At 58.6% G+C, this 21,016-nt stretch carries 12 protein-coding genes; 9 read left to right on the plus strand and 3 right to left on the minus strand.

Translation table 11 applies throughout. From position 1 onward, the window contains the following. The first annotated feature begins 19 nt into the window (after nt 1–19). Together ilvC and ACSYDW_RS08125 are read left to right on the plus strand one after the other, a co-directional pair. Nucleotides 20–1,042 (plus strand): ketol-acid reductoisomerase, encoded by a 1,023-nt coding sequence (gene ilvC, locus ACSYDW_RS08120; RefSeq protein WP_438338217.1) that lies wholly within the window; start codon nt 20–22, stop codon nt 1,040–1,042. 193 nt (nt 1,043–1,235) lie between these two features. After that, nucleotides 1,236–1,733 (plus strand): universal stress protein, encoded by a 498-nt coding sequence (locus tag ACSYDW_RS08125; protein ID WP_438338218.1) that lies wholly within the window; start codon nt 1,236–1,238, stop codon nt 1,731–1,733. A gap of 1,121 nt (nt 1,734–2,854) precedes the next feature. Here the strand turns inward: ACSYDW_RS08125 and ACSYDW_RS08130 are convergent. Next, nucleotides 2,855–3,169 (minus strand): glycosyltransferase family 2 protein, encoded by a 315-nt coding sequence (locus ACSYDW_RS08130; RefSeq protein ID WP_438338219.1) that lies wholly within the window; start codon nt 3,167–3,169, stop codon nt 2,855–2,857. 440 nt (nt 3,170–3,609) lie between these two features. Between ACSYDW_RS08130 and ACSYDW_RS08135 the strand changes: the two genes are divergently transcribed. From ACSYDW_RS08135 to metG, 5 genes are all read left to right on the plus strand, one after another. Beyond that, complete coding sequence (locus ACSYDW_RS08135) at nt 3,610–5,229, plus strand: SH3 domain-containing protein (RefSeq protein WP_438338220.1); 1,620 nt, start codon at nt 3,610–3,612, stop codon at nt 5,227–5,229. Nucleotides 5,230–5,657: 428 nt separating this feature from the next. After that, nucleotides 5,658–7,250, plus strand: coding sequence for an ABC-F family ATP-binding cassette domain-containing protein (locus ACSYDW_RS08140; protein ID WP_438338221.1), 1,593 nt, complete (start codon nt 5,658–5,660; stop codon nt 7,248–7,250). Nucleotides 7,251–9,789: 2,539 nt separating this feature from the next. Beyond that, nucleotides 9,790–10,809, plus strand: coding sequence for a hypothetical protein (locus tag ACSYDW_RS08145; RefSeq protein WP_438338222.1), 1,020 nt, complete (start codon nt 9,790–9,792; stop codon nt 10,807–10,809). Between the two features lie 2,082 nt (nt 10,810–12,891). Continuing rightward, nucleotides 12,892–14,487 carry a phosphoglycerate dehydrogenase gene (serA, locus tag ACSYDW_RS08150; protein WP_438338223.1) on the plus strand — a complete coding sequence of 532 codons (1,596 nt, stop codon included), beginning with the start codon at nt 12,892–12,894 and terminating at the stop codon, nt 14,485–14,487. 307 nt (nt 14,488–14,794) lie between these two features. Beyond that, complete coding sequence (gene metG, locus ACSYDW_RS08155) at nt 14,795–16,348, plus strand: methionine--tRNA ligase (protein WP_438338224.1); 1,554 nt, start codon at nt 14,795–14,797, stop codon at nt 16,346–16,348. 287 nt (nt 16,349–16,635) lie between these two features. Here metG and ACSYDW_RS08160 read toward each other — a convergent pair whose 3' ends face one another. Then, entirely contained in the window at nt 16,636–17,325 is a 690-nt protein-coding gene (locus ACSYDW_RS08160; protein ID WP_438338225.1) for a response regulator, read from the minus strand. A gap of 6 nt (nt 17,326–17,331) precedes the next feature. Continuing rightward, nucleotides 17,332–18,531, minus strand: a complete 1,200-nt coding sequence (locus tag ACSYDW_RS08165; RefSeq protein WP_438338226.1) for a sensor histidine kinase — start codon at nt 18,529–18,531, stop codon at nt 17,332–17,334. Nucleotides 18,532–18,698: 167 nt separating this feature from the next. Between ACSYDW_RS08165 and ACSYDW_RS08170 the strand changes: the two genes are divergently transcribed. Together ACSYDW_RS08170 and ACSYDW_RS08175 are read left to right on the plus strand one after the other, a co-directional pair. Beyond that, nucleotides 18,699–19,757 (plus strand): 3-isopropylmalate dehydrogenase, encoded by a 1,059-nt coding sequence (locus tag ACSYDW_RS08170; protein WP_438338227.1) that lies wholly within the window; start codon nt 18,699–18,701, stop codon nt 19,755–19,757. 98 nt (nt 19,758–19,855) lie between these two features. Next, nucleotides 19,856–20,950 carry a branched-chain amino acid aminotransferase gene (locus tag ACSYDW_RS08175; RefSeq protein ID WP_438338228.1) on the plus strand — a complete coding sequence of 365 codons (1,095 nt, stop codon included), beginning with the start codon at nt 19,856–19,858 and terminating at the stop codon, nt 20,948–20,950. Nucleotides 20,951–21,016: the final 66 nt, after the last annotated feature.

Genomic DNA, 21,016 nt, shown 5'->3' on the forward strand with positions numbered 1-21,016 from the left:
GAAACAAGGAGAAATTCCAGTGACTGACATGTACTACGACGACGACGCAGACCTCTCGATCATCCAGGGACGCACCGTCGCCGTGATCGGCTACGGTTCCCAGGGCCACGCCCACGCACTGAACCTGCGCGACTCCGGCGTCGACGTACGCATCGGCCTGAAGGCCGGCTCCAAGTCGATCGCCAAGGCCGAGGCCGAGGGCCTGCGCGTCGTTTCCGTCGCCGAGGCAGTTGCCGAAGCCGACGTCATCATGATCCTGACCCCGGACCAGGTCCAGCGCTTCGTGTACGCCGAGGACATCGCACCGAACCTGCAGCCGGGCGACGCCCTGTTCTTCGGCCACGGCTTCAACATCCGCTACGGCTACATCACCCCGCCGTCCAACGTCGACGTCGCCCTCGTGGCACCGAAGGCCCCGGGCCACACCGTGCGCCGCGAGTTCGAGGCAGGCCGCGGCATCCCCGACCTGATCGCCGTCGAGCAGGACTTCACCGGCGGTGCCAAGGCACTGGCCCTGTCCTACGCCAAGGCCATCGGCGGCACCCGCGCCGGCGTCATCGAGACCACCTTCACCGAAGAGACCGAGACCGACCTCTTCGGCGAGCAGGCAGTGCTCTGCGGCGGCGCCTCGCAGCTGATCCAGTACGGCTTCGAGACCCTGACCGAGGCCGGCTACAAGCCGGAGATCGCCTACTTCGAGGTCCTGCACGAGCTCAAGCTCATCGTCGACCTCATGTGGGAGGGCGGCATCGCCAAGCAGCGCTGGAGCGTCTCCGACACCGCAGAGTACGGCGACTACGTCTCCGGCCCGCGCGTGATCACCCCGGAGGTCAAGGAGAACATGAAGGCCGTTCTCGCCGACGTCCAGAACGGCAACTTCGCCAAGCGCTTCATCGAGGACCAGGATGCCGGGGCACCGGAGTTCCTGGCGCTGCGCGCCAAGGGCGAGGCCCACCCGATCGAGGCCACCGGCCGCGAGCTGCGCAACCTCTTCTCCTGGAAGACCAGCGATGACTACACCGAAGGTTCCGTCGCCCGCTAAGGCCCACAGCCCCAAGCCGGTGGCTGCCGCACGGTAGCCCCAGCCAGTTGGCCCCGATCCGCCGCAAGGCGGGTCGGGGCCAACTGCGTTAAGCGGGGCGGCCGCACCTCGCCACTGTTCCCCGCGGCCGGTGATCGGAGGAACATGGTGGGCATCCGGAGGACTGGATTCCCGGGGATGGAAGGAGCACACCATGAGCAAGGAGCCGCCGCATGTCGGGGGAGCGGGTCCCATCGTTGCGGGAGTGATGTTGAAGCAGCCGCGGCGGGTGGCCCTCGAGGCACGCGTCCTGGCCGAGGCCCTGGGCAGCACGCTGGTCTTCGCCTACATCGAGCCCAACAGCTACCTTGCCGAAGGGGAGCTGCGGGCGGAGATCCCCGGCAATTCCCTGGGTCCCTTGGAGATTGACGGGCAGGTCGGGGCGGACGCAGCAGACTTGGTGCGCTTCCTGGAAAGTTGCATGGCCGGCAGCCACGCGCCTTGGTCGCTCAGGGTCATTGCGGGGGAGCCGGGCAAGGTACTGGCCCGGCTGGCCGAAGAAGTCCACGCCCAAATGCTGGTGGTGGGAACCCGGCACAAGGGCGTCGGTGCGCACCTGTCCGAACTGTTCAATGGATCCACTGCTTCGCACGTGATCGCACACCAAAGCCTGCCGGTGGTGGTGGTTCCCGTGCACCACGAGGACCGCTGACCGACAGGCTGCCGCGGGCATGGTTCATCCGCGCCTGTCCATGACGAGGTTCCCCTGGACCGTGGCATATAGCCGGTGGCCGCCGAACACCGCCGGCAGCCCGTCCACCGGAGCGCGCAACCGCCCCGGACTGCTGTCGAGGCCGTCGACGCGCAGCCGGACGTGTCAGTCAACCATTGCTTCGCCCAAGCCTCCAGATCGGCGGTGGGCACCCGTGTCACGTGTTCCCGGCCGGAGGACCGCAGCTGGAACTCCACCTGCGAATCCGCCCTCGCGAGCGCTGGCCAGCAGGTACAGGGACTCGAGGTTCCAGCACGATCCACAGTTCCGTGCTGCCGGGAACCGGCGCTTTCGCGTGGCAGGTGGGACGTAGCGCCTCCTCGGTGGCGGCCAGCCGCCGCAGGCCCGCGACGTTCCGTGCGCGGACCAAGCATGAAGGCTGCAGGAACGGGAAACCCCAGCTGTTCTTCCAAGCGCACGTGGGCGTGCTGCCGAACGAATCTAGCGTGGGCATTGGCCCAGCTGCCCTGGTCAGTGGCGACGTCCGCTGGAAGCGCGCCGGTGCGTAGGAGCGCAGCAGCTTGCACCTGTACAAGTCCGACACAGATAGCTCTGCATGCTCGGCGTCCGGGTGGTTCTCCGTGAAGATCCGTGCGGCTTCCCGGACCGAGGAGGTGTATTTTTCCGGTGAGGTTCCTTGCGAGCTGATATTCGTACCGTTCCCGAGTGCGCGGATGAAGTAGTAGTCGTAGTCGGCAAGGATGGAGATGCGTCCGGCTGCCAGGTAACACCGGGCCAGCATCATGCGGTCCTCGAGCCGGGCCCTTCCCCAGCGGGGACCGGGTGTCGTGCGCGTCGAGCTGGCTTCGGCGGATGAGCTTTTGCGAGGCAAGCGTTGCCATGATCGTCCGGATCGGCACGTTGACCATCGTCCTGGAGAACAGTGCGGTATTCACGCCGTGCCCGCTGATGTCCACCACTCGCGGCGTGAGCACATCCGCATAGTGTTCGTCGGCGAAAGTGAGCATACTGCGCAGGGCTTCGGTACCGCCCACGTCGACCGCGTCGGAGCAGGAGACGTAGTCAGAAGCGCTGGCTTCGATCCTGAGGTATCGGTTCTTTCAGGACCATCCGTATTTCTGCTGGCGTAGGATCCGCCAAATCGAATGACGCGCCGCCAACATGTCCAGCAGCCTGCCTACGCCATCGGTTGAACCGTCGTCGACTGCAATGACCTCGAACAAGGAGGGATCCAGGTCCTGGGCAGCCAGGGATTCGAACAACTCCGAGAGATGCGGCATGGTGTTAAAGACTGGAAGGGCCATTGAAATCCGAGCGGTTCGTACGCTGCTCGTCGGTCCGCTGTCGGAAGCTATGATCCACGACTGCGCCAGGCGTGCACCGAAGCGGCCAAGATTGCGGTGCGCGGAACCCATGATCGCCCCGACTTACAACTGGCCTTCTGTTCCGGCTTCGGATAAATCCGGTTTCCGCAGGGAGCTGACTCTCCGTGGGCGTCGCATTCAGGCGACCAGCGGCGCACGATACGTGTGTCGTACGCTTCCAACGTTTCAATCGTCTTGTGCCGGTGAGGCGGCACCGGTATGACGGGGCATGCGAGTGTCGAGGCTGAAGGCGTCACTGGGAACCCGCGGGAATCACGCCACAGGCTCCGAATTGAGCGCTGTGGATTGCGAATGTCTGTCAGGATTTCACATGTCTGCAGAAGGCAAAGCGAGCCGAAATTCCGGGGTGCGCGTGGTCGATGTGAGACTCCGTCGCCCGCGGAACCGTGTAATCCACGGAATTGTCTTTGATCTTGGTGAAGAGAATGTTTCAGGATTTGTAGCCATAATCAAAATTTGTTGGATAGTGTATGAACCTGTCCGTTCGCCGTAAACACCTTGTCAGGAGCTTCTGGATGACGCGTAAGCACATCGGAATAGTGCTGGCCCTTGCCGTTTCACTCGTTGGTGGACCTACAGTGGTATCGGCGGCGCAGCTCCCGGCCGCGGCACTTTCGACACATGCAAACGTCACATTGGCACCGGCGAAAACCGTCAAGCAAACGACTGCAAAACTGAATCTTCGCAAGGGCGCCAGCACTTCTACGGCATCGCTTGCGTTGATTCCGAAGGGCACCACTCTCAGTATTCGCAAGGTCAGCGGAAAATGGCATCAGGTAACCTACAAGTCAAAAACCGGCTGGGTGTCCGGCGACTACCTGAAGACAGTTGCGCCTGCCCAACCGAAGGTCTACAACTACACCACCGGATACACCACGGTGCGGTCCAAGGCGTCGAGTTCTTCGAGCGCCATTCTCGCTGTGCAGCGTCGCACCAAGGTCGAGGTACTCGGCAAGAGCGGTTCCTGGGTCCGAGTGAAGGTTTCAGGCAAGACCGGATACGTCCCCGGCAGCACTCTGGCAAAAACTAGCCCGTCTGTGGTCAATCGATGGGTCAATGGCAAGCAGAAGGTCTTCGTGACGGCGAGCACCTCAAGCAAAAACCTGACCACGGTGGCATCAAACACCAAGGTTGAATGGCTTCGCACTTCGGGCTCCTGGCAGCAAGTCAAGACAACAGCAGGCATCGGTTGGATACCGTCAAAGTACCTTTCCAACAAAGCCATCAAGCCGCCGGTCTCAGACATCAAGCCGACCACTCCCAAGCCGCCGACGCCGTTGCCTCCTACGCTGAACTTCTCCACCCCGAAATGGACGACCAGCGCCGTCAACGTCCGTGCAGCGGCTGGCACGAACTACAAGAGCCAAGGCGTCATTCCTGCCGGCGAGAAGGTGCTCCAGGCACGCGCCGCGGACGGCTGGGCCAATGTGAAAACCAGCAAGGGCGCCGGATGGGTGAGCGAGCGATACCTCACTGCAACGCAAAACAAACCTGAGGAAAACCAGTACCGCTGGACCAGCGGGAACGTCAACCTGCGCACCGGCAACGGGACAACGTACGCGGTGATCGATGTAGTCCCGGCGGGTGAAAAAGTCACCTTCCTTGAATCGAAGGGTGGCTGGGCCCGTGTCGTTTCTAGCAAGGGCACGGGCTGGATCAGCGAATCGTTGCTCTCTAAGACGGCGGTCGCGACCCTGCAACCCGATACGCTTGCGGTCATTAACGCAGTTCGGGCCCGGTATTCAAGCGCTATCTCGTCCATTGGCGGAATACGCCCGGGGTCAGTGGGACACAGCGCCGGCAAGGCTGCAGACATCATGATCAAGGACTACCGGTCCCCGGCCAGCGTCGCCAAGGGAGACGATATGGCCCAGTTCCTGATCAACAACAGGGCATCCCTCGGAATCTCCTACTTGATCTGGCAGGACAAGATATGGCTCGGTCCCGCGCGGGGCTGGGAGGAGTACTCGAAATCCGGCAAGTACGGGCAGCAGTTCGTCGGAAACTGGAACGACACCACCTTGCACATGGACCACATCCACGCCGAAACCTATGGAAACTCGGGAACCCGAGCACCCTTGACCAAGTAGGTGATGGTTTCCGCCGACAGATGTTCAAGCCCCAGCAGACATGTCCAATGGGCAAGACTTCTCGGGATTCGTAGTTGGTCCCTCGACAGGTTGAGACGACGGTCGAGACTGGGACGAAGGACATCATCAGCGGCCCGTTGAACCAGCGTTCCTGTCGGAGCGCATCGTGGCAAGGGCCTCAACGTGCTGGCCCGTCTGCCGGGCGACGCGGGCCGCCTCACAACGCAGGTCTCGGCTCCGAGTAGACCGATACAGCAGGCAACAGTGAGCGATGAGGCACATGGGTCGTGGCTGCTAGTAGTATCGATGATGGTGTTCCGGCGTCGTCCTGAGCGGGTCGGACACCTGGCGGGCTCCATGGGGTACGTACATTTTTCAACACAGCCTCGTGGGCTGCCGACAATCTTCCCGAGAGGATCCACCCCGTCATGAGCTTGATCCGGCTGAACGACGTCAGTGTTCGCTTTGAAAACAACCAGATCCTGCGTGAGGCGTTTTTCAAGCTTGAGGCGGGGGACCGTGTGGGCCTGATCGGAAAGAACGGATCGGGCAAATCGACGCTGCTGAAGCTTGTCCTTGATCAAGTCGAGCCGGATACCGGCACGGTTGCCGTGGAGCTGGGAACGAAGATCGGGTACTTCTCTCAGTTCTCCGAGCTCAACGGCTCGTCGACGATTTCCGAGGTTCTCGATGGATTGTTCGTGGAGGTCAAGGAGATCGAGGCGGAGCTGACAGCCATAGACGTTGCGATTGCGGAGAACCCGAACGCCGATGAGATGGACAGGTTGATCCACCGCCAGTCCGAGCTCTTCGAATCCATGGACCGGCTCGATGGTTGGGACTACCACCGTTCCATCGACACGGTGCTCACGACGCTCGGGTTCGATGAAGCCCACCGTGTGTGCTCCATCGACTCGCTCTCCGGCGGCTGGCGCAACCGTGCGGCATTGGCGAAGATCTTGCTTGAGGATCCAGATGTCTTGTTGCTCGACGAGCCAACAAACTACCTGGATGTCGCGGGCGTCGAATGGCTTGAGAGCTGGTTCAGGTCCTTTAAGGGCGCCGCAATTATCGTCTCGCACGACCGGAAGTTCCTCGACTCCGTGGTGACCCGGATCATCGAGGTGGAGAACTTCCACCTGCATGAATACCCTGGGAATTTCGCTGAGTACGTGGTGGCCAAGCAGTTCAAGCTCAAGACTCTCGAGTCCCAGTTTGTCCACGAATCCGAGCTGCTGGCGTTCGAGGCGGAAGGCATCGCTGACCGTCGCGAGGCCGCCAAGGCAGCCAGCAAGGGATTGGACAACAAGCTCGCCAAGATCAAGAAGTCGCGGGCTCCGCGCCCCGTGGACAAGATCATTACCGAGATCTACGCTGGCCTGCACGTCAAGGACACGCTGTGCCGTGTTGAAAGCCTGAGCAAGTCCTATGGCGAGAAGACCTTGTTCCGCGACCTCAGCTTCGAGGTGCGCCGCGGCAACCGACTGATCGTCCTGGGATCGAACGGCAGCGGCAAGTCGACACTGTTGCGCGTCCTGATGGAGCAGGAGAAGCAGGACGCCGGCCACATCACCTGGACCAAAGGTGCCGCGGTTGTTTCCTACAACCAGGTCCTCGAAGAACTGGATCCCGAAGACACCGTGACGCATGCCGTCAACGCTTTGCCCGATTCCTTGGCGTTCTCGGCCACAAAGAAGTCCGTGAACCGGTTCCTGTCCATGTTCCAGTTCTCCGAAGCCGACCTGAAGAACCGTATCGGCAATTTGTCAGGTGGCCAGCGCTCGCGCGTCGCCATGGCCATGTGCTTGCTCTCCGGTGCTTCGGTGCTGATCCTCGATGAGCCCACGAACCACCTGGACATGTCCAGCACCCAGGTCATGGAGCGCGCATTGATGCATTTCCCCGGAGCAGTCGTCGTGGTCAGTCACGATCGGTTCTTTACCGAAAAGATCGCCACGCGGTACATTGTCTTTGGTGCGGATGAAACGAAACCCGGGGAAATCGCGGTTCGCGGGGCCTGAAACTGGGATTCAGGATCGTATGGAGGCCCCGCCCGGAACCTGAGGTTGATCTCCGGTAGCAGGGGCATACGTGATCCTGACAAGCACGCGTTGGATAGTTTGATCGCGGTCAATCTAAAGGACTTGAGAGCCAGAAATCTTGGCACCGAGACCTTGAACGCTTCGCACTAACTCCGGGGACAGCAGTTTGAGAATCGCTGCCAGCGAGTACACGAGCTCACCTCCATTCGCCGGCGCGACGGCCTTATCCGCGAAGGTGGGCAACTTTCGCTGGCTGCGACGAAGATTTCTGTACTGCTTCCTGGTCCGGGTTTTGCATAGGGGCATGGCCTGCGGTCTGATCACGCGACGTTGCGGTGTGAGGGGACTTTCGGATTTGATCAAACAGTCGGGCTCTCGCAGACCTGGATCGACCTTTCACCTGCGGCCCGGTCCGTCGCTGTATTCGGCCAGATGGAACAGTAGTCGGGCTTGATCGAGATAGGCACTGCCATGTCTATTTCAACAAGTCGTTCTTGCCTCAAAATCGCCTAATCGATGACCAGGGATGGTCCGTGACAGGTACTGGTATGGCGGACTTCTACCGATTCGTGGTTCAAAGCGGTTTGTAGGCGAGCGAAGTTCTGCAGGAATAGTGCAAGCAGGGGTAGTTAGTTGGAGCCATGTTCGTGCATCCTCGCTCCAACGAGATGAGATTCGCACATAATCAGCCGTGTCAGTCATATGCTGCCAAGTGCTTGCGGGTGGTTCTAACGGTTCACGGACAATCATGTACGAATCTTCGTTCGGGTCGTGACAACTCGAATCCACGACAATCCAGGGTGTCCCAGCGACGAGAGTAGCCCTTTCGTAGACGAAAGGGGCCGCCGAACAGGAGACTGGATTTCTATGGCTACTAACACTTGTGCTTGATGCGCGCGGTCTTATACTGATTGCACTTGGGCCCTAAGACTTAGCGAAAAACCTACTTCCACGTTGTTTGGAGGGCAGAGTCTTATGCGTAAATTCATTGTCAAGCTTGCCGTCGGGGCCTTGGCGCTGGCGCGCCTGACGCCGGGCACCTCAGAGGTTGCCACCATCTCCGTTGTCAAACGTTCCCTGAATCTCGACCGTATTCTCCGGATCGATTCATGTGTGCTGGGTCAGACCATCCAGGCCGTTGACTTCGGATCGGGCGCGGACCTATTCACCGCCACGCAAGTGGGCCAGGACACCCGCCTTTCCCGGTGCACGCGCACGGGGGTGGGTTCGTTCCTGTCCGCAGCGAGACAGCGTCTTGACGAAAGGGTGCTGCTACGGCGTATCCCTCCAGGTGTACACGAAAATGGGCCCGACCTGCATCTGGATCGGGAGCAGCTCAAACGGATTCCCTCCCTACTACTTCTCGCGGGCCATTTCGTTGATCCAGTACAAGAAGGCACCGGCCGGTTCGACGAAAGCGAGCTACCATCGCGTGAGCATGCTAAAGAACCTGGCCGCGATCGTCCCGGGAAAGTCCGTAAATACTATCTGCAGAAACATCGCCGTGGCCGACGGGGACGACCGGCTCGCCATCAGCACTACCTTCGGATCGGCTCACCACTACGCCGTCTATAAGACCGCGGCCCTGACCGAGCACATGCTTAAGGCACCGAGACAGAAACTGTCGATCTCGCAGGCCAAGGACCTGATGGTTGCCCAATTCAAGGAGCCGGCCGTCCACACGGGTCCTTTGAAGGCTTCGCCATCAAAGGTGTGGGGGCCAGTAAGAAATTCCCCTACGTTTTTGGCGGTCCGGCGAGGTCCGCGCCCACGATCTACCGCTACGCGTACACGAACAGCGGAAAGATCAAGCACGATCGGACCTGCATCGTCAGGGGCATCTACCCGGGATCACTTGACGCCGAGGGAATCAAGATGGACGTTGATCCGCGCAGTGGCGAAAAGTTTCGCGTGATCCACAGCCAGACCCCGACCAACCGCGACAGGAATGGGCGGAATAGCTTCAGGCTTTACGGATTCAATGAGCACCCCACGAGAGCCGTGCTGTAGAAACTGCTCAACGATGGTTGAGCCCCGGACGCCAACTGACTGAACTTCGAAAGGCCAATGGATGGACCGGCTGCTGTAGGTGGCAGCAGGGGGCATCATGACCGGCATGTTTTACGAAGCCAATGACTTCGTGGGACCTTTCCGGGATATTTCACGATTTCGATAGGTGTTAGTCCGCAGCCAACGAGGGGAGACCGTATTCCAGGAATTGTGAAGCCGAGAAATGGCACTATCAACACTCGACAGAGACAGTGTCCCATTTTCGGATGCGCGGCGCCGACGGGCCGCTCGGTCATAGGCCCTGTAACATCCGCGTCGTCTTGGCGTCGGTCACATGGATTCCGGTTCATGAGAATCGTCCAAATGCCTGCTGTACATAACGAATCGCCGATAAATCTGTTGTTCGTGCTGATTGGGCCACGAACGATGCAAAGTTAGGCTGTTGGAGCTTGGCTTCTCGATGCTTTGGGCCTCCTTCAGTTCGGTATTTCTCTTGGGGAGAAGACTGATGAATAAACTGGGAATGCGGGTCGCTTCGTCGGTCCTCGTGTTTTTGTTCATGGCGGCGAGCGCGCCTGGCTTTGCTGCTACCCCGGTGGTGCTACGCACGGTGACGCCGGAGAAGGCCATACGCTTTGGCCCGCCTGTCTCGGATCGAGTGATTCAATCGTTCGACTTTGGAGCGGGAACCGATGTATTTTTCGTACAACCGTCAGGTGCAGACACTGTACTTTCCAGGTGTTCGCGCAACCCCTCGGGAGGCTGTACGCAGCGCGACAGCGTGAGACTTCCTGGCTATGGGCACGGCGAATCACTGGAGGTGTATTCGTCCAACGGACGCACCTATGCATGGCTTGGAAGCGAAACTGGCCAGACCCCACCCTTTTACCACTCGAGATCGATCTCGCTGATCGAGTACGTCAAAGCGCCGGCAGGTTCGAAAAAGGCAAGTTATCGCCGAATCGGAACGATCATAAATTTGGCGGCAGTCGCCCCAGGAAAAACGGGCCCTGCCGTTCGCAGCGCCGTAGCACTGGCCGACGGCGGTAATAGGCTGGCAATTCGTGTTCAACTCGGAGGATTCCGTTCAACTACCTACTATGGCATTTACAGGACCTCAGAGTTGACTAGTCTCATGAAAAGGGCTCAGGGGCAGAAACTGTCGATTGCAAACGCCAAGAATCTTCTGGTGTCGCAATTCACTGAGCCAGTGAGCCCGAACAATTCTTTTCAAGGATTCGATATTAATGGTATCGGCACTACAACAAAGAACCTCTATGTTTTTGGAGGCTATACCGGGCAAGCTCCGACTATATATCGTTACACGTGGACGAATGGCGGGCGGGCGACTCATGTAAGGACCTATGTACTACGAGGGCCCTTTGCCGACGGCATTGAAGCTGAAGGCATCAAGGCCGAGGCCGATCCAACGAGTGGAGGAAAGACGCGCCTGCAAATCGGACTGGTGCCGACCGAACGAGACGCCGACAACCGAAAAATCTTTCGCCTATTCCGATTTGCGGAGTAGTTCGTGAGGTACCGCGGTGATACTTGGTATGGCAATAGGACCGCGCTCAGGAGGAACCCGGCTAGTTGCGACACATGAAAAGCGCGGCGTGTTCCCAGCTGCCCCAAACTGCAATGAAGTGGTCTGGGTCACGGAATCCCGCTTGAGTGCCGCAGTTGGGAAAATCCACTTCCTACAGATTCCTGAGTCAGCGGGTTCGCATGGATGTTTTGATCCTCGTTTTCACTGTGCCCAGACAGCCCGTTGATGTCGTGATTGTCGTCAGATTGTCGGATTGGCTGGCTTTCGCGTGTTCAACGTCGGGCAAGCATCTGGTGTCGATGCCAGGGTTTTTCTGCCGGAAGAAATTTCGCTCATATCAATTGGTGGGGCAAGATCGCGCTAACCCAAAATCTACGAATTTGTGGCGCTCTATTTTGAGAATGTTTCTAATTTAATGGTATTAAAGTCTACATTCTGTGGTTACTTGAGGATGCTGAAGCCATTGGGGATCATCGAATTCAATTGTTATGCTTAGCGTTTCTTTCTTGAGGGGAGACCGCATGAAGATGAAGATAGTCGTCTTGACGCTGGCTGCCTTGCTCATCGTGTTGAGTACACCAGGAAATGATGCTGGAGCCATTGCGAAGCGGACATTCGCCCCCAGTCAACCTCTCGGGTTGGCACCTCCAGCTGATGATCGCGTATCTCTGGCATTCGGCAACGGCGCTGAGGCCGATGTCTTCTTCGCGAAGCAAGTTGGCAGTAGTACACACTTGTCGCGTTGCTCACGGACAGCAACGGGCAAATGCCTACAGTGGGACGGTGCGCTATTGCCAAATCATGGTCGTGGTGAGTCGCTTGAGGTGTTCAGCAATAATGGCAGGGCCTTTGCCTGTGTAGGGAGCGCTGCCGACGCGATATCGCCTTTTGCCCGTAGAGGAACATCGCCTTGCTCGAGTACGTGATAGCGTCGCCCAGCTCGAAAAGGCCGCTTATCGACGAGCCGGTACGCTAACAATCCTGGCGGCAGTTGCCCCAGAAGTTCTGGGATGCCGGACGGAAGCGCGGTTACAACTGCCGACGGCAGCAATCGAATTGCGCTTCGTGTGCGAGTAGTGTCGTCCATGTCGTCAACCTACTGCGGGATTTACAAGGCCGACGCCTTAACTGAGCGTATGGAACGGGCGCTAGGAAGAAGACTTTCGATCTCCAAAGCCGTCGATCTGAGTTGACTCGATTCCAAGAGCTTAATTGTCAATACAACTCTTTCCAAGGATTTGACATCACGGGCTCAGGAACGAGCGAGCAGAGGACATGCTCTCTTCTTCGGGCAATGGGCCAAATCAAAAACATTCTACAGGTTTGCCTACTCCAACAAAGGAATGATCAGCCATGACCGCACCCACCGCATAACAGGTTCATCCCTTGACACACATGAAGCCGAAGGCCTTGAGGGTGAGGTTGATCCGTCAATCGGCGGCAAGACGCGTGTGCTATTCGGCATCAGTCCAAGAACGCGCGTAGGCGCCGGCGGAAAGGTCTACCTCTTATGCAAGTTCGCAGAATGACTGGAATCTGCTGTAAAAATCAATCGATGGGTTCAAGCCGGTAGCATGTTCGGCTCCACCTTTCCGGAGCAGACGGCTTCGCCGCTCCCCTTATACTGCATGGGGTGGAATTCTTGACGGGGCATTTCGCGGACCTGCGGATAGGTCGAAGTTCCGCATCATGTTCTGCGACGGGGTAGTCGGGTGGTACATCGAGACAGAGTCTCTATGGCCCATTGGTTCCTCGGGGGATCTGTGACCGTCGCCGGTGCTTTGGGCAAATGACAATTCGTCGAAGTTCGGCTGAGGAGCCTGCCATGAACTCTCGAACCTGAAAGTCAAAGCGCAGCCTGTGGAGCTGCCGCCCATGTGCCTAGTGGTGAAGCCATAAAGAATCCGAGCGCTATGAAATACTTCACAATCATCCTCGTTGGGTCCGTAACATCACGCAGTCGACCCCTGAATATGACATTGCGGGCGATATTCTGGGCATCTGGTCGGGTCGTTCCCCGGTCAAGCATCCAGCCCACTGAAATAGCAAAGGTGCCACCCCGTGTCTGTAAACAAGCCAGTCGTCCTCTTGGCCGAAGAGCTCTCACCCGCGACCATTGCGGCCTTGGGACCCGATTTTGAAATTCGCCAGACTGACGGTGCGGACCGCTCCCAGTTGTTGGAAGCCATTGCTGATGTCGATGCAATCCTTGTGCGTTCGGCAACGCAAGTCGATGCCGAAGCAATCGCCGCGGCCAAGAACCTCAAGGTCATCGCCCGTGCCGGCGTCGGCCTAGACAACGTTGACATCAAGGCCGCCACCCAAGCTGGTGTCATGGTCGTTAATGCCCCAACGTCCAACATCATCTCCGCTGCTGAATTGACAGTCGGGCACATCGTCTCGCTGGCTCGCCGTATCCCCGCGGCAAACGCCTCGTTGAAGGGTGGCGCCTGGAAGCGCAGTTCCTACACCGGCATCGAGCTCTTTGAGAAGAAAGCCGGCATCATCGGACTTGGACGCATCGGGGCCCTAGTCGCGGCACGCCTTCAGGGCTTCGACATGGAGATCCTGGCCTATGACCCGTACATCACCCCGGCCCGTGCCCAGCAGCTCGGCGTCACCTTGGTGACCTTGGACGAACTGTTGGCCCAGTCGGACTTCATCACGATTCATATGCCCAAGACTCCTGAGACAGTGGGCATGCTCGGCGCGGAGGCCTTTGCCAAGATGAAGAGCAGCGCCTACGTGATCAACGTGGCCCGCGGCGGATTGGTGGACGAGGAAGCGCTGTATAAAGCCCTGAAGAACCAGGAAATCGCAGGCGCCGGCATTGACGTGTATGTCAAGGAACCAAGTACGGATCTTCCGTTCTTCGAATTCGACAACGTGACAGTGACCCCGCACCTTGGCGCCTCGACCGATGAGGCTCAGGAAAAGGCCGGCGTTTCGGTTGCCAAGTCCGTTCGACTGGCCCTGGCTGGCGAGCTGGTTCCGGATGCCGTAAACGTTGCAGGAGGAATCATTGACGAGAACGTTCGCCCCGGCATCCCGCTCATCGAGAAGCTGGGCCGAATTTTCAACGCACTGACCGTGGGTTCGCTGACCAACATCGACGTGGTCGTTGCCGGCGAGATCGCGTCACTGGATGTTAAGGCCTTGGAGCTTTCTGCACTCAAGGGCGTCTTCATGGACGTTGTTTCGGACCAGGTGTCCTACGTGAACGCCCCGGTTCTGGCAGAGCAACGAGGCGTGGCAACGCGCCTGCTGACGACCTCCGAATCACCTGAGTACCGCAACCTGCTCACTCTCAAGGGTGCATCGACCGAGGGCACCCAGCTCTCCGTTTCGGGCACGTTGACCGGCCAGAAGCAGATTGAGAAGCTCGTGGGTATTAACGGCCACGAAATTGAAATTCCGGTGACTGACCACATGATCGTCTTGCGCTATGCCGACCGCCCGGGCGTCATCGGCACATTGGGCAATGTCTTGGGTGAACAGGGTGTCAATATCGCGGGGATGCAGGTCGCCCGCCACGATGAACGCGGCGAAGCACTGGCCGTTCTGGCCATTGATTCGGCTTTGCCGGCCGGTGTCTTGGATATTGTCGGTGCTGCAATCGGCGCCACAATTGCGCGCGAAATCAACCTCGAAGGCTGACGTTCTCACGCGCTAACACGAAGCGTGCTCCGCACCTGCCCGAACCCTTCAGCGAACATTTTGGAGGATTCGCGGCAGCGTGTGGGGCATGATTTGTTTTTCGGGTAGCAGGGGCCGCTGACATCCGAGATCTTGAAGACGCGTGTCCGAACTCTGCCCAAGCTTTTGTTCAGCGCAAGAGATTATCGGATGGCTGATCGCCCAGAAGTTCACTTGGCGTTTCGCGTCGGTATGCAGACCTGGACAGAACAGCATATATGACGCTTCGGATGAGCTAAGTGATGCCAAACTACGGTAGATTTCTAGGGTGACTTCTGAGCAGACTCCGTTTTATATCACCACCGCCATTTCCTACCCTAACGGCGTGCCGCACATCGGGCATGCCTACGAGGTAATCGCGACCGACGCCATGGCACGCTTCAAACGACTTGACGGCTTTGACGTGTTCTTCATGACCGGTACCGACGAGCACGGCCAGAAGATGTTGCAGACCGCAGAAAAGCAGGGAATCACCCCGCGCGAGCTGGCGCAGCGGAACTCGGATGCCTTCCAAGCCATGAACGACGAGCTGGGTATCAGCTACGATCGATTCATCCGCACCACCGACTCTGATCACTATGCCGCTGCCCAGGCTATCTGGAAGCGAATGGAGACGAACGGCGACATCTACCTGGATAAGTACAGCGGTTGGTACTCCGTGCGGGACGAAGCTTTCCACGCGGAGGAAGATACAGAAGTCCGCGAGGACGGAGTTCGGTACTCGAAGGAAACCGACACCGAGGTTTCCTGGACAGAAGAGGAATCGTACTTCTTCAAACTCTCTTCCTACCAGGACAAGCTGCTTGAGCTTTACAAGTCGCAGCCAGACTTCGGTGCTCCACACTCGCGGTTCAACGAAGTCATCCGATTCGTGGAGCGCGGTCTGGAGGACCTGTCGATTTCGCGCACGACCTTTGACTGGGGAGTCCCGGTTCCGGGCAACAAGGACCACGTCATGTACGTGTGGGTTGATGCATTGACCAACTACCTGACGGGCGCAGGTTTCCCGGACGTGGAGGCCGAATCCTTCAAGAAGTACTGGCCCGCGGACGTACACGTGATCGGCAAGGATATTTCGCGCTTCCACGCGATCTACTGGCCAGCATTCCTGATGTCGGCGAAGCTGCCGTTGCCGAAGCGAGTGATGATCCACGGCTTCCTCCACAACAACGGTGTGAAGATGTCGAAATCACTCGGCAACGTGGTTTCACCCACGGACTTCATTTCGCAGTACGGACTGGACCAGGTCCGCTACTTCTTCCTGCGCGAAGTTCCCTTCGGTGCGGACGGAAGCTACAACCATGAAGCCATCGTGGCCCGGATGAACTCGGACCTCGCCAACAATCTCGGCAATCTGGCCCAGCGCTCGCTGTCGATGGTGGCCAAGAACTGCGGGGGATTGGTACCCACGCCAGGTGACTTCACAGAAGCCGACCAGAACATCCTGGCGGAGGCCGGGAAGCTCCTCGAACTTTGCCGCGACTCGTACTCACGCCAGGAGTTCAGCAGGGCCCTTGAAGCCATTTGGACTGTCCTCGGTGATACGAATGCCTACTTCGCGGATCAAGCCCCATGGGTGCTCCGGAAGACCGACCTCGCACGTATGGAAACAGTCCTTTACGTAACTCTGGAAGTAGTGCGCCGCGTGGCGCTGCTGGTGCAGCCGGTCATGCCGACTGCCGCGGCATCTTTGCTTGGAGTCTTGGGACAGCCTGAAGGATCGGCGCGGGATTTCGAAGCATTCAATACGACCCTCGTCGCCGGCACGGAGCTGCCTGCGCCAACACCGATTTTCCCGAAATACGAAGAACCGACGCAGTAGCTGGTAGGAAGCCACTTCGGTAGGCCGAAGCCGGGTGCGTGGAGCCTTGCCCAAGTAGTGGCTCCACGCACCCGGCTTTTGCATTTCCGCTTATGAGCCAAGTGATTCCATCGACAGCGGTAACCCATGGCCGAGGTGGGAATCGATTCGCCGGTCACTTGATTTCGGGAGGCAGTCGAGCCATTCCACACCCCTACCGTCTAAATGGCCATCCTCCAAGGTGAGTTGGAGTGAGTAACCGGTGCGACGTGATTGTAAGTGCATCGGCTCTGTGATTCAAGAGCCAGCTACGGCGACACCACACCGGTTTCATAGGCAATGACGACAGCCTGAACTCGGTCCCTCGCATTGAGTTTTGCCAAGATATGTCCAACGTGCGTCTTGACCGTTGCTTCCGAGAGATACAGGCCGGCGGCGATTTCCGGGTTGGACTGCCCAATGGCGATGAGCCCAAAGACTTCACGTTCGCGAGGCGTCAGCGACTCGACTGCCTTGACATGCCGGCTGTCCGGCAGCGTCGAACGACGAAGAATGGGTGCGACATGATCCAGCAGCCTGCGGGTGGTTGAGGGAGCGATAACCGCGTCTCCGCGATACACCGTGCGAATGGAGTCCAGCAGTTCCTCTGGCGGTGCATCCTTCAGCAAGAATCCGCTGGCACCGGCTTGGATAGCCGAAAGCGCATACTCATCAAGGTCGAAGGTTGTCAGCACAATGACTTTTGGGCCGAAGGTATCCTTGGCCCGTCCGGCCAGAAGCTGTTCGGTTGTCTGGATGCCATTCATCTCGGGCATGCGGACATCCATCAAGATGACATCCGCCTGTCCCAACATCGTGGATGCGAGGGCTTCGCGTCCGTTGGAAGCTTCGGCGATAACCTCGAGGTCGGGTTGTGAGTTGATCAGCATCCTGAAGCCACTGCGGACCAAGAGCTGGTCATCCACGAGGGCGACTCGGATGGGGTTTTCTTTGAGCAAGATTTTCTAGTCCTCTGTGTAGGGGATGAATACATCCACTTGGAAGCCGCCACCCTGGCTGGGCTTTGCATTCACCCGGCCATCGTAGAGCGAAACCCGTTCGGCCATTCCACGTAGTCCTTGACCAGCATCTGCAGTACTCAGGGCTCCGGCCCCACGACCGTTGTCCGAAACCTGGATGTTCAATCCATTGTTGTCCCATGTGACGGAAACTGTTGCCTGTGCGGATGGACCGGCATGCTTGACAACGTTTGTCAACGCTTCCTGGACCGCGCGGTAAGCGGTCAACTCTGCACCTGCGGGCAGCTCTCGACGAGGTTGCCCCGATACGGCATAGCTGATGTCGAGACCCGTCTTGCGCGTTGCATCCAGCAGGTCCTCCAAGTCTGCGAGAGTGGGGAGCGGGCGCGTCGAAGCTTCCTCGTCATTCCGGAGTACCCCCAAAAGGCGGCGCATCTCGCGAAGTGACCCACGACCAGTACTGGCGATAGTTGCAAGTGTTTCTCTGGCAATTTCCGGGTCATCTTTGCTGGCATATCTGGCGCCGTCGGCCTGGGTGATGATCACGGACAACGAATGTGCCACGATGTCATGCATTTCTCGTGCAATGTGGCTGCGTTCATCAGCGGCAGCTAGATCCCGTTCCTGCTGGCGTTCTATTTCGAGTCTATGGGCCCGGTCCTCCAGGGTCTGCAACGTCAGACGTCTAGTACGTGCAAGGTCGCCGAAAGTCCATGCGACCATGACTATGAGACCAAGTCCGACGAAGCTGACAATGCTTCCCTCAATGGTAAAGCCGGAGGCCATGCCCATTCTGGCGGTACCGAGCAGGGCACCCAGAAAGCCCGCGGCTAATCCGCCGAGTGACTGCATGCTCTTTCCGTATGCGGCGAGTGTGTACACAGTAATCGGTACGGAAATCTGGGACGGCAGGTACACATCTGTGACGCCAGCCTGAATCAAGTGAGCTACCACGATGATGGCCGCGGACAGGCCGGGTTTTCGGCGACGCCAAATCAAGGGTAGCGTCTGCGCTGTGCCCAAGATCATCGCGGGAATGACCATACTGAAGCCGCTGACGTTGATGCCTGCCATGGTGAAAGCGCCGAAGAATCCAAAGACGATCCAGATTCCGATTCCAAGAAGCATGTCAACCCTGTTGGGGTTTTCTCGGATCCATCGGTCTATGGTGCGGTGCGGTGTCATCGAGTCCTGCGTAGTCTGCTGAAAGAGGGCGTTGTGAACAGCCTACGCCGAGCTGTCTCCGCGGACATCATGCCAGGGTCTTATTGACCCACGTCACAAGAGATCAATTTGTCCATATTTTGAGATCCATTGCTCACATAGTGATACTGGTAGATAGCATTAGTAGCATGAGCGAATCCTTGAATATTGCCGTCATTCCAGGTGACGGAATTGGTCCTGAAGTAATTGCCGAGGCTGTAAAGGTCTTGAAGAAGGCAACCATGCAAAGCGGCGCGCCATTGGCGCTCACCGAGTACAAGCTCGGTGCCGAGCATTGGCTCGAGACGGGCGAGACGCTGCCGGAAGAGACACTCGAGGCCTTGAAATCCCATGACGCGATCCTCTTTGGCGCTGTCGGTGCTGCTCCAGGTGACACCCGTATTCCCTCCGGGCTCATCGAGCGCGAACTCTTGCTCAAGCTTCGATTTACGTTGGACCACTTCGTAAACCTGCGTCCGGCAAAGCTCTACCCCGGGGTTCCCAGCCCGCTCGCGGAGCCTGGTGAAATTGACTTCATCGTTGTTCGTGAAGGAACCGAAGGACCATACGTCGGTAACGGAGGGACCCTGCGCCAAGGAACGCCGTACGAAATAGCCACAGAAGTTTCGATTAACACCGCGCATGGAGTTGAACGAGTGGTTCGCGACGCGTTTCGTCGGGCATCCGAACGCACACGCAAGCATGTGACCCTGGTCCACAAGCACAACGTCTTGGTTTATGCCGGCCACCTTTGGAAGCGCACCGTTGAATCCGTGGCCGCGGAGTTCCCGAACGTCACCCACGACTACCTGCACGTTGATGCTGCGACAATTTTCATGACCACCAATCCGTCGCGCTTCGACGTGATCGTGACAGATAACCTGTTTGGCGACATACTCACGGACCAGGCCGGCGCGATCACGGGCGGCATTGGCTTGGCGGCTTCGGGAAACATCAACATGGATCGCACCGCGCCGTCGATGTTCGAACCTGTGCATGGATCCGCGCCTGATATCGCCGGGCAGCAGAAGGCCGACCCCACCGCAGCGATCCTCTCGGTCGCGCTGTTGCTTGACCATGTGGGTTTGCCGGAGGCCGCACGACGCGTTGAAGAAGCGGTGGAAAGTGACATTGCCTCACGAGATGAACTAACCGACCCGCGTACCACCGCCGAAATCGGCGATGCAATCGCCGCGGCGCTGGCTTAGGCTTGAGTCTAGGTTCGTGACAGAACCGAATCTTAGGGTGGCAAGTCATGATTGGCTTGCCACCGCAAAACCTTTCGAAGAGGAAGCCTGACGGCATCATGGAATTCACCGAAGAACTTTCACACCAGCGCAAGAGCGACCAGGACCGTGCCGCCATTTTGGCGAATCCCGGATTTGGCGACTACTTCACCGACCACACTGCAGTCATTGACTGGAGTGCCGATGAAGCTGGCGTGGCAGGAACTTGGGACAACGCCCGCATCGAGCCCTACGGGCCAATTGCCCTGGATCCGGCCGCTTCGGTTCTGCACTACGGCCAGGAAATCTTTGAGGGTCTTAAAGCCTATCGCCACGCGGACGGAACCGTTTGGACCTTCCGCCCCTATGCGAATGCTGCCCGGTTGAATCGTTCGGCCGAGCGTCTTGCGCTGCCGCAGCTTGATGAGGAAGCCTTTGTCGAGTCTCTGCGCCGGTTGGTCAAGGCTGATGTGCATTGGGTTCCGTCCGGAGATGGTGAAGCTCTCTACCTGCGTCCATTCATGATTGCCACCGAGGCTTTCCTGGGAGTCCGGGCAGCGCGGGAAGTTTCCTTCCGCGTCATCGCATCTCCCGCCGGGAACTACTTCGGCGGTGAACTGAAGCCCGTGGGGATCTGGGTTTCCCACAACTATGCCCGTGCCGGCCGCGGAGGCACCGGTGCGGCGAAATGCGGCGGCAACTACGCTGCTTCACTTGTGGCCCAGCTGGAAGCCGAACAGAACGGCTGCAAGCAAGTCCTCTTCCTGGATCCTTTCAACGACGAAGCTGTCGAGGAGCTTGGCGGCATGAATGTCTTCTTCGTCATGAAGGGCGGCAAGCTTGTGACCCCGCGTTTGACGGGAACCATTCTTGAAGGGGTAACCCGCTCCTCAATCATCCAGCTGGCCAAAGACAGGGGAATGGATGTTGAAGAACGGACGATCACCTTGGGCGAATGGCGCAATGGAATCGCCAGCGGCGAGATCGAAGAAGTCTTCGCTTGCGGCACGGCCGCTGTCATCACGCCGATCGGCGTCCTCAAGAACGGTGAAGAGCAGATTGGAGACCCCGAAGCTCCAGCCGGAGAGGTAACCATGGCGCTGCGGACCGAATTGCTTGGCATCCAGACCGGCGCGGTAGCCGATCGACACGGTTGGCTCGAACAGCTGGCGTGAGCCTCAGGCTGAGGGTGTTGGGTGGGATTCATTACGAACCCGCCCAACACCTGTTTTAAGCGGGGG

This window comes from Paeniglutamicibacter selenitireducens, assembly GCF_051550675.1.
GTDB lineage: Bacteria > Actinomycetota > Actinomycetes > Actinomycetales > Micrococcaceae > Paeniglutamicibacter.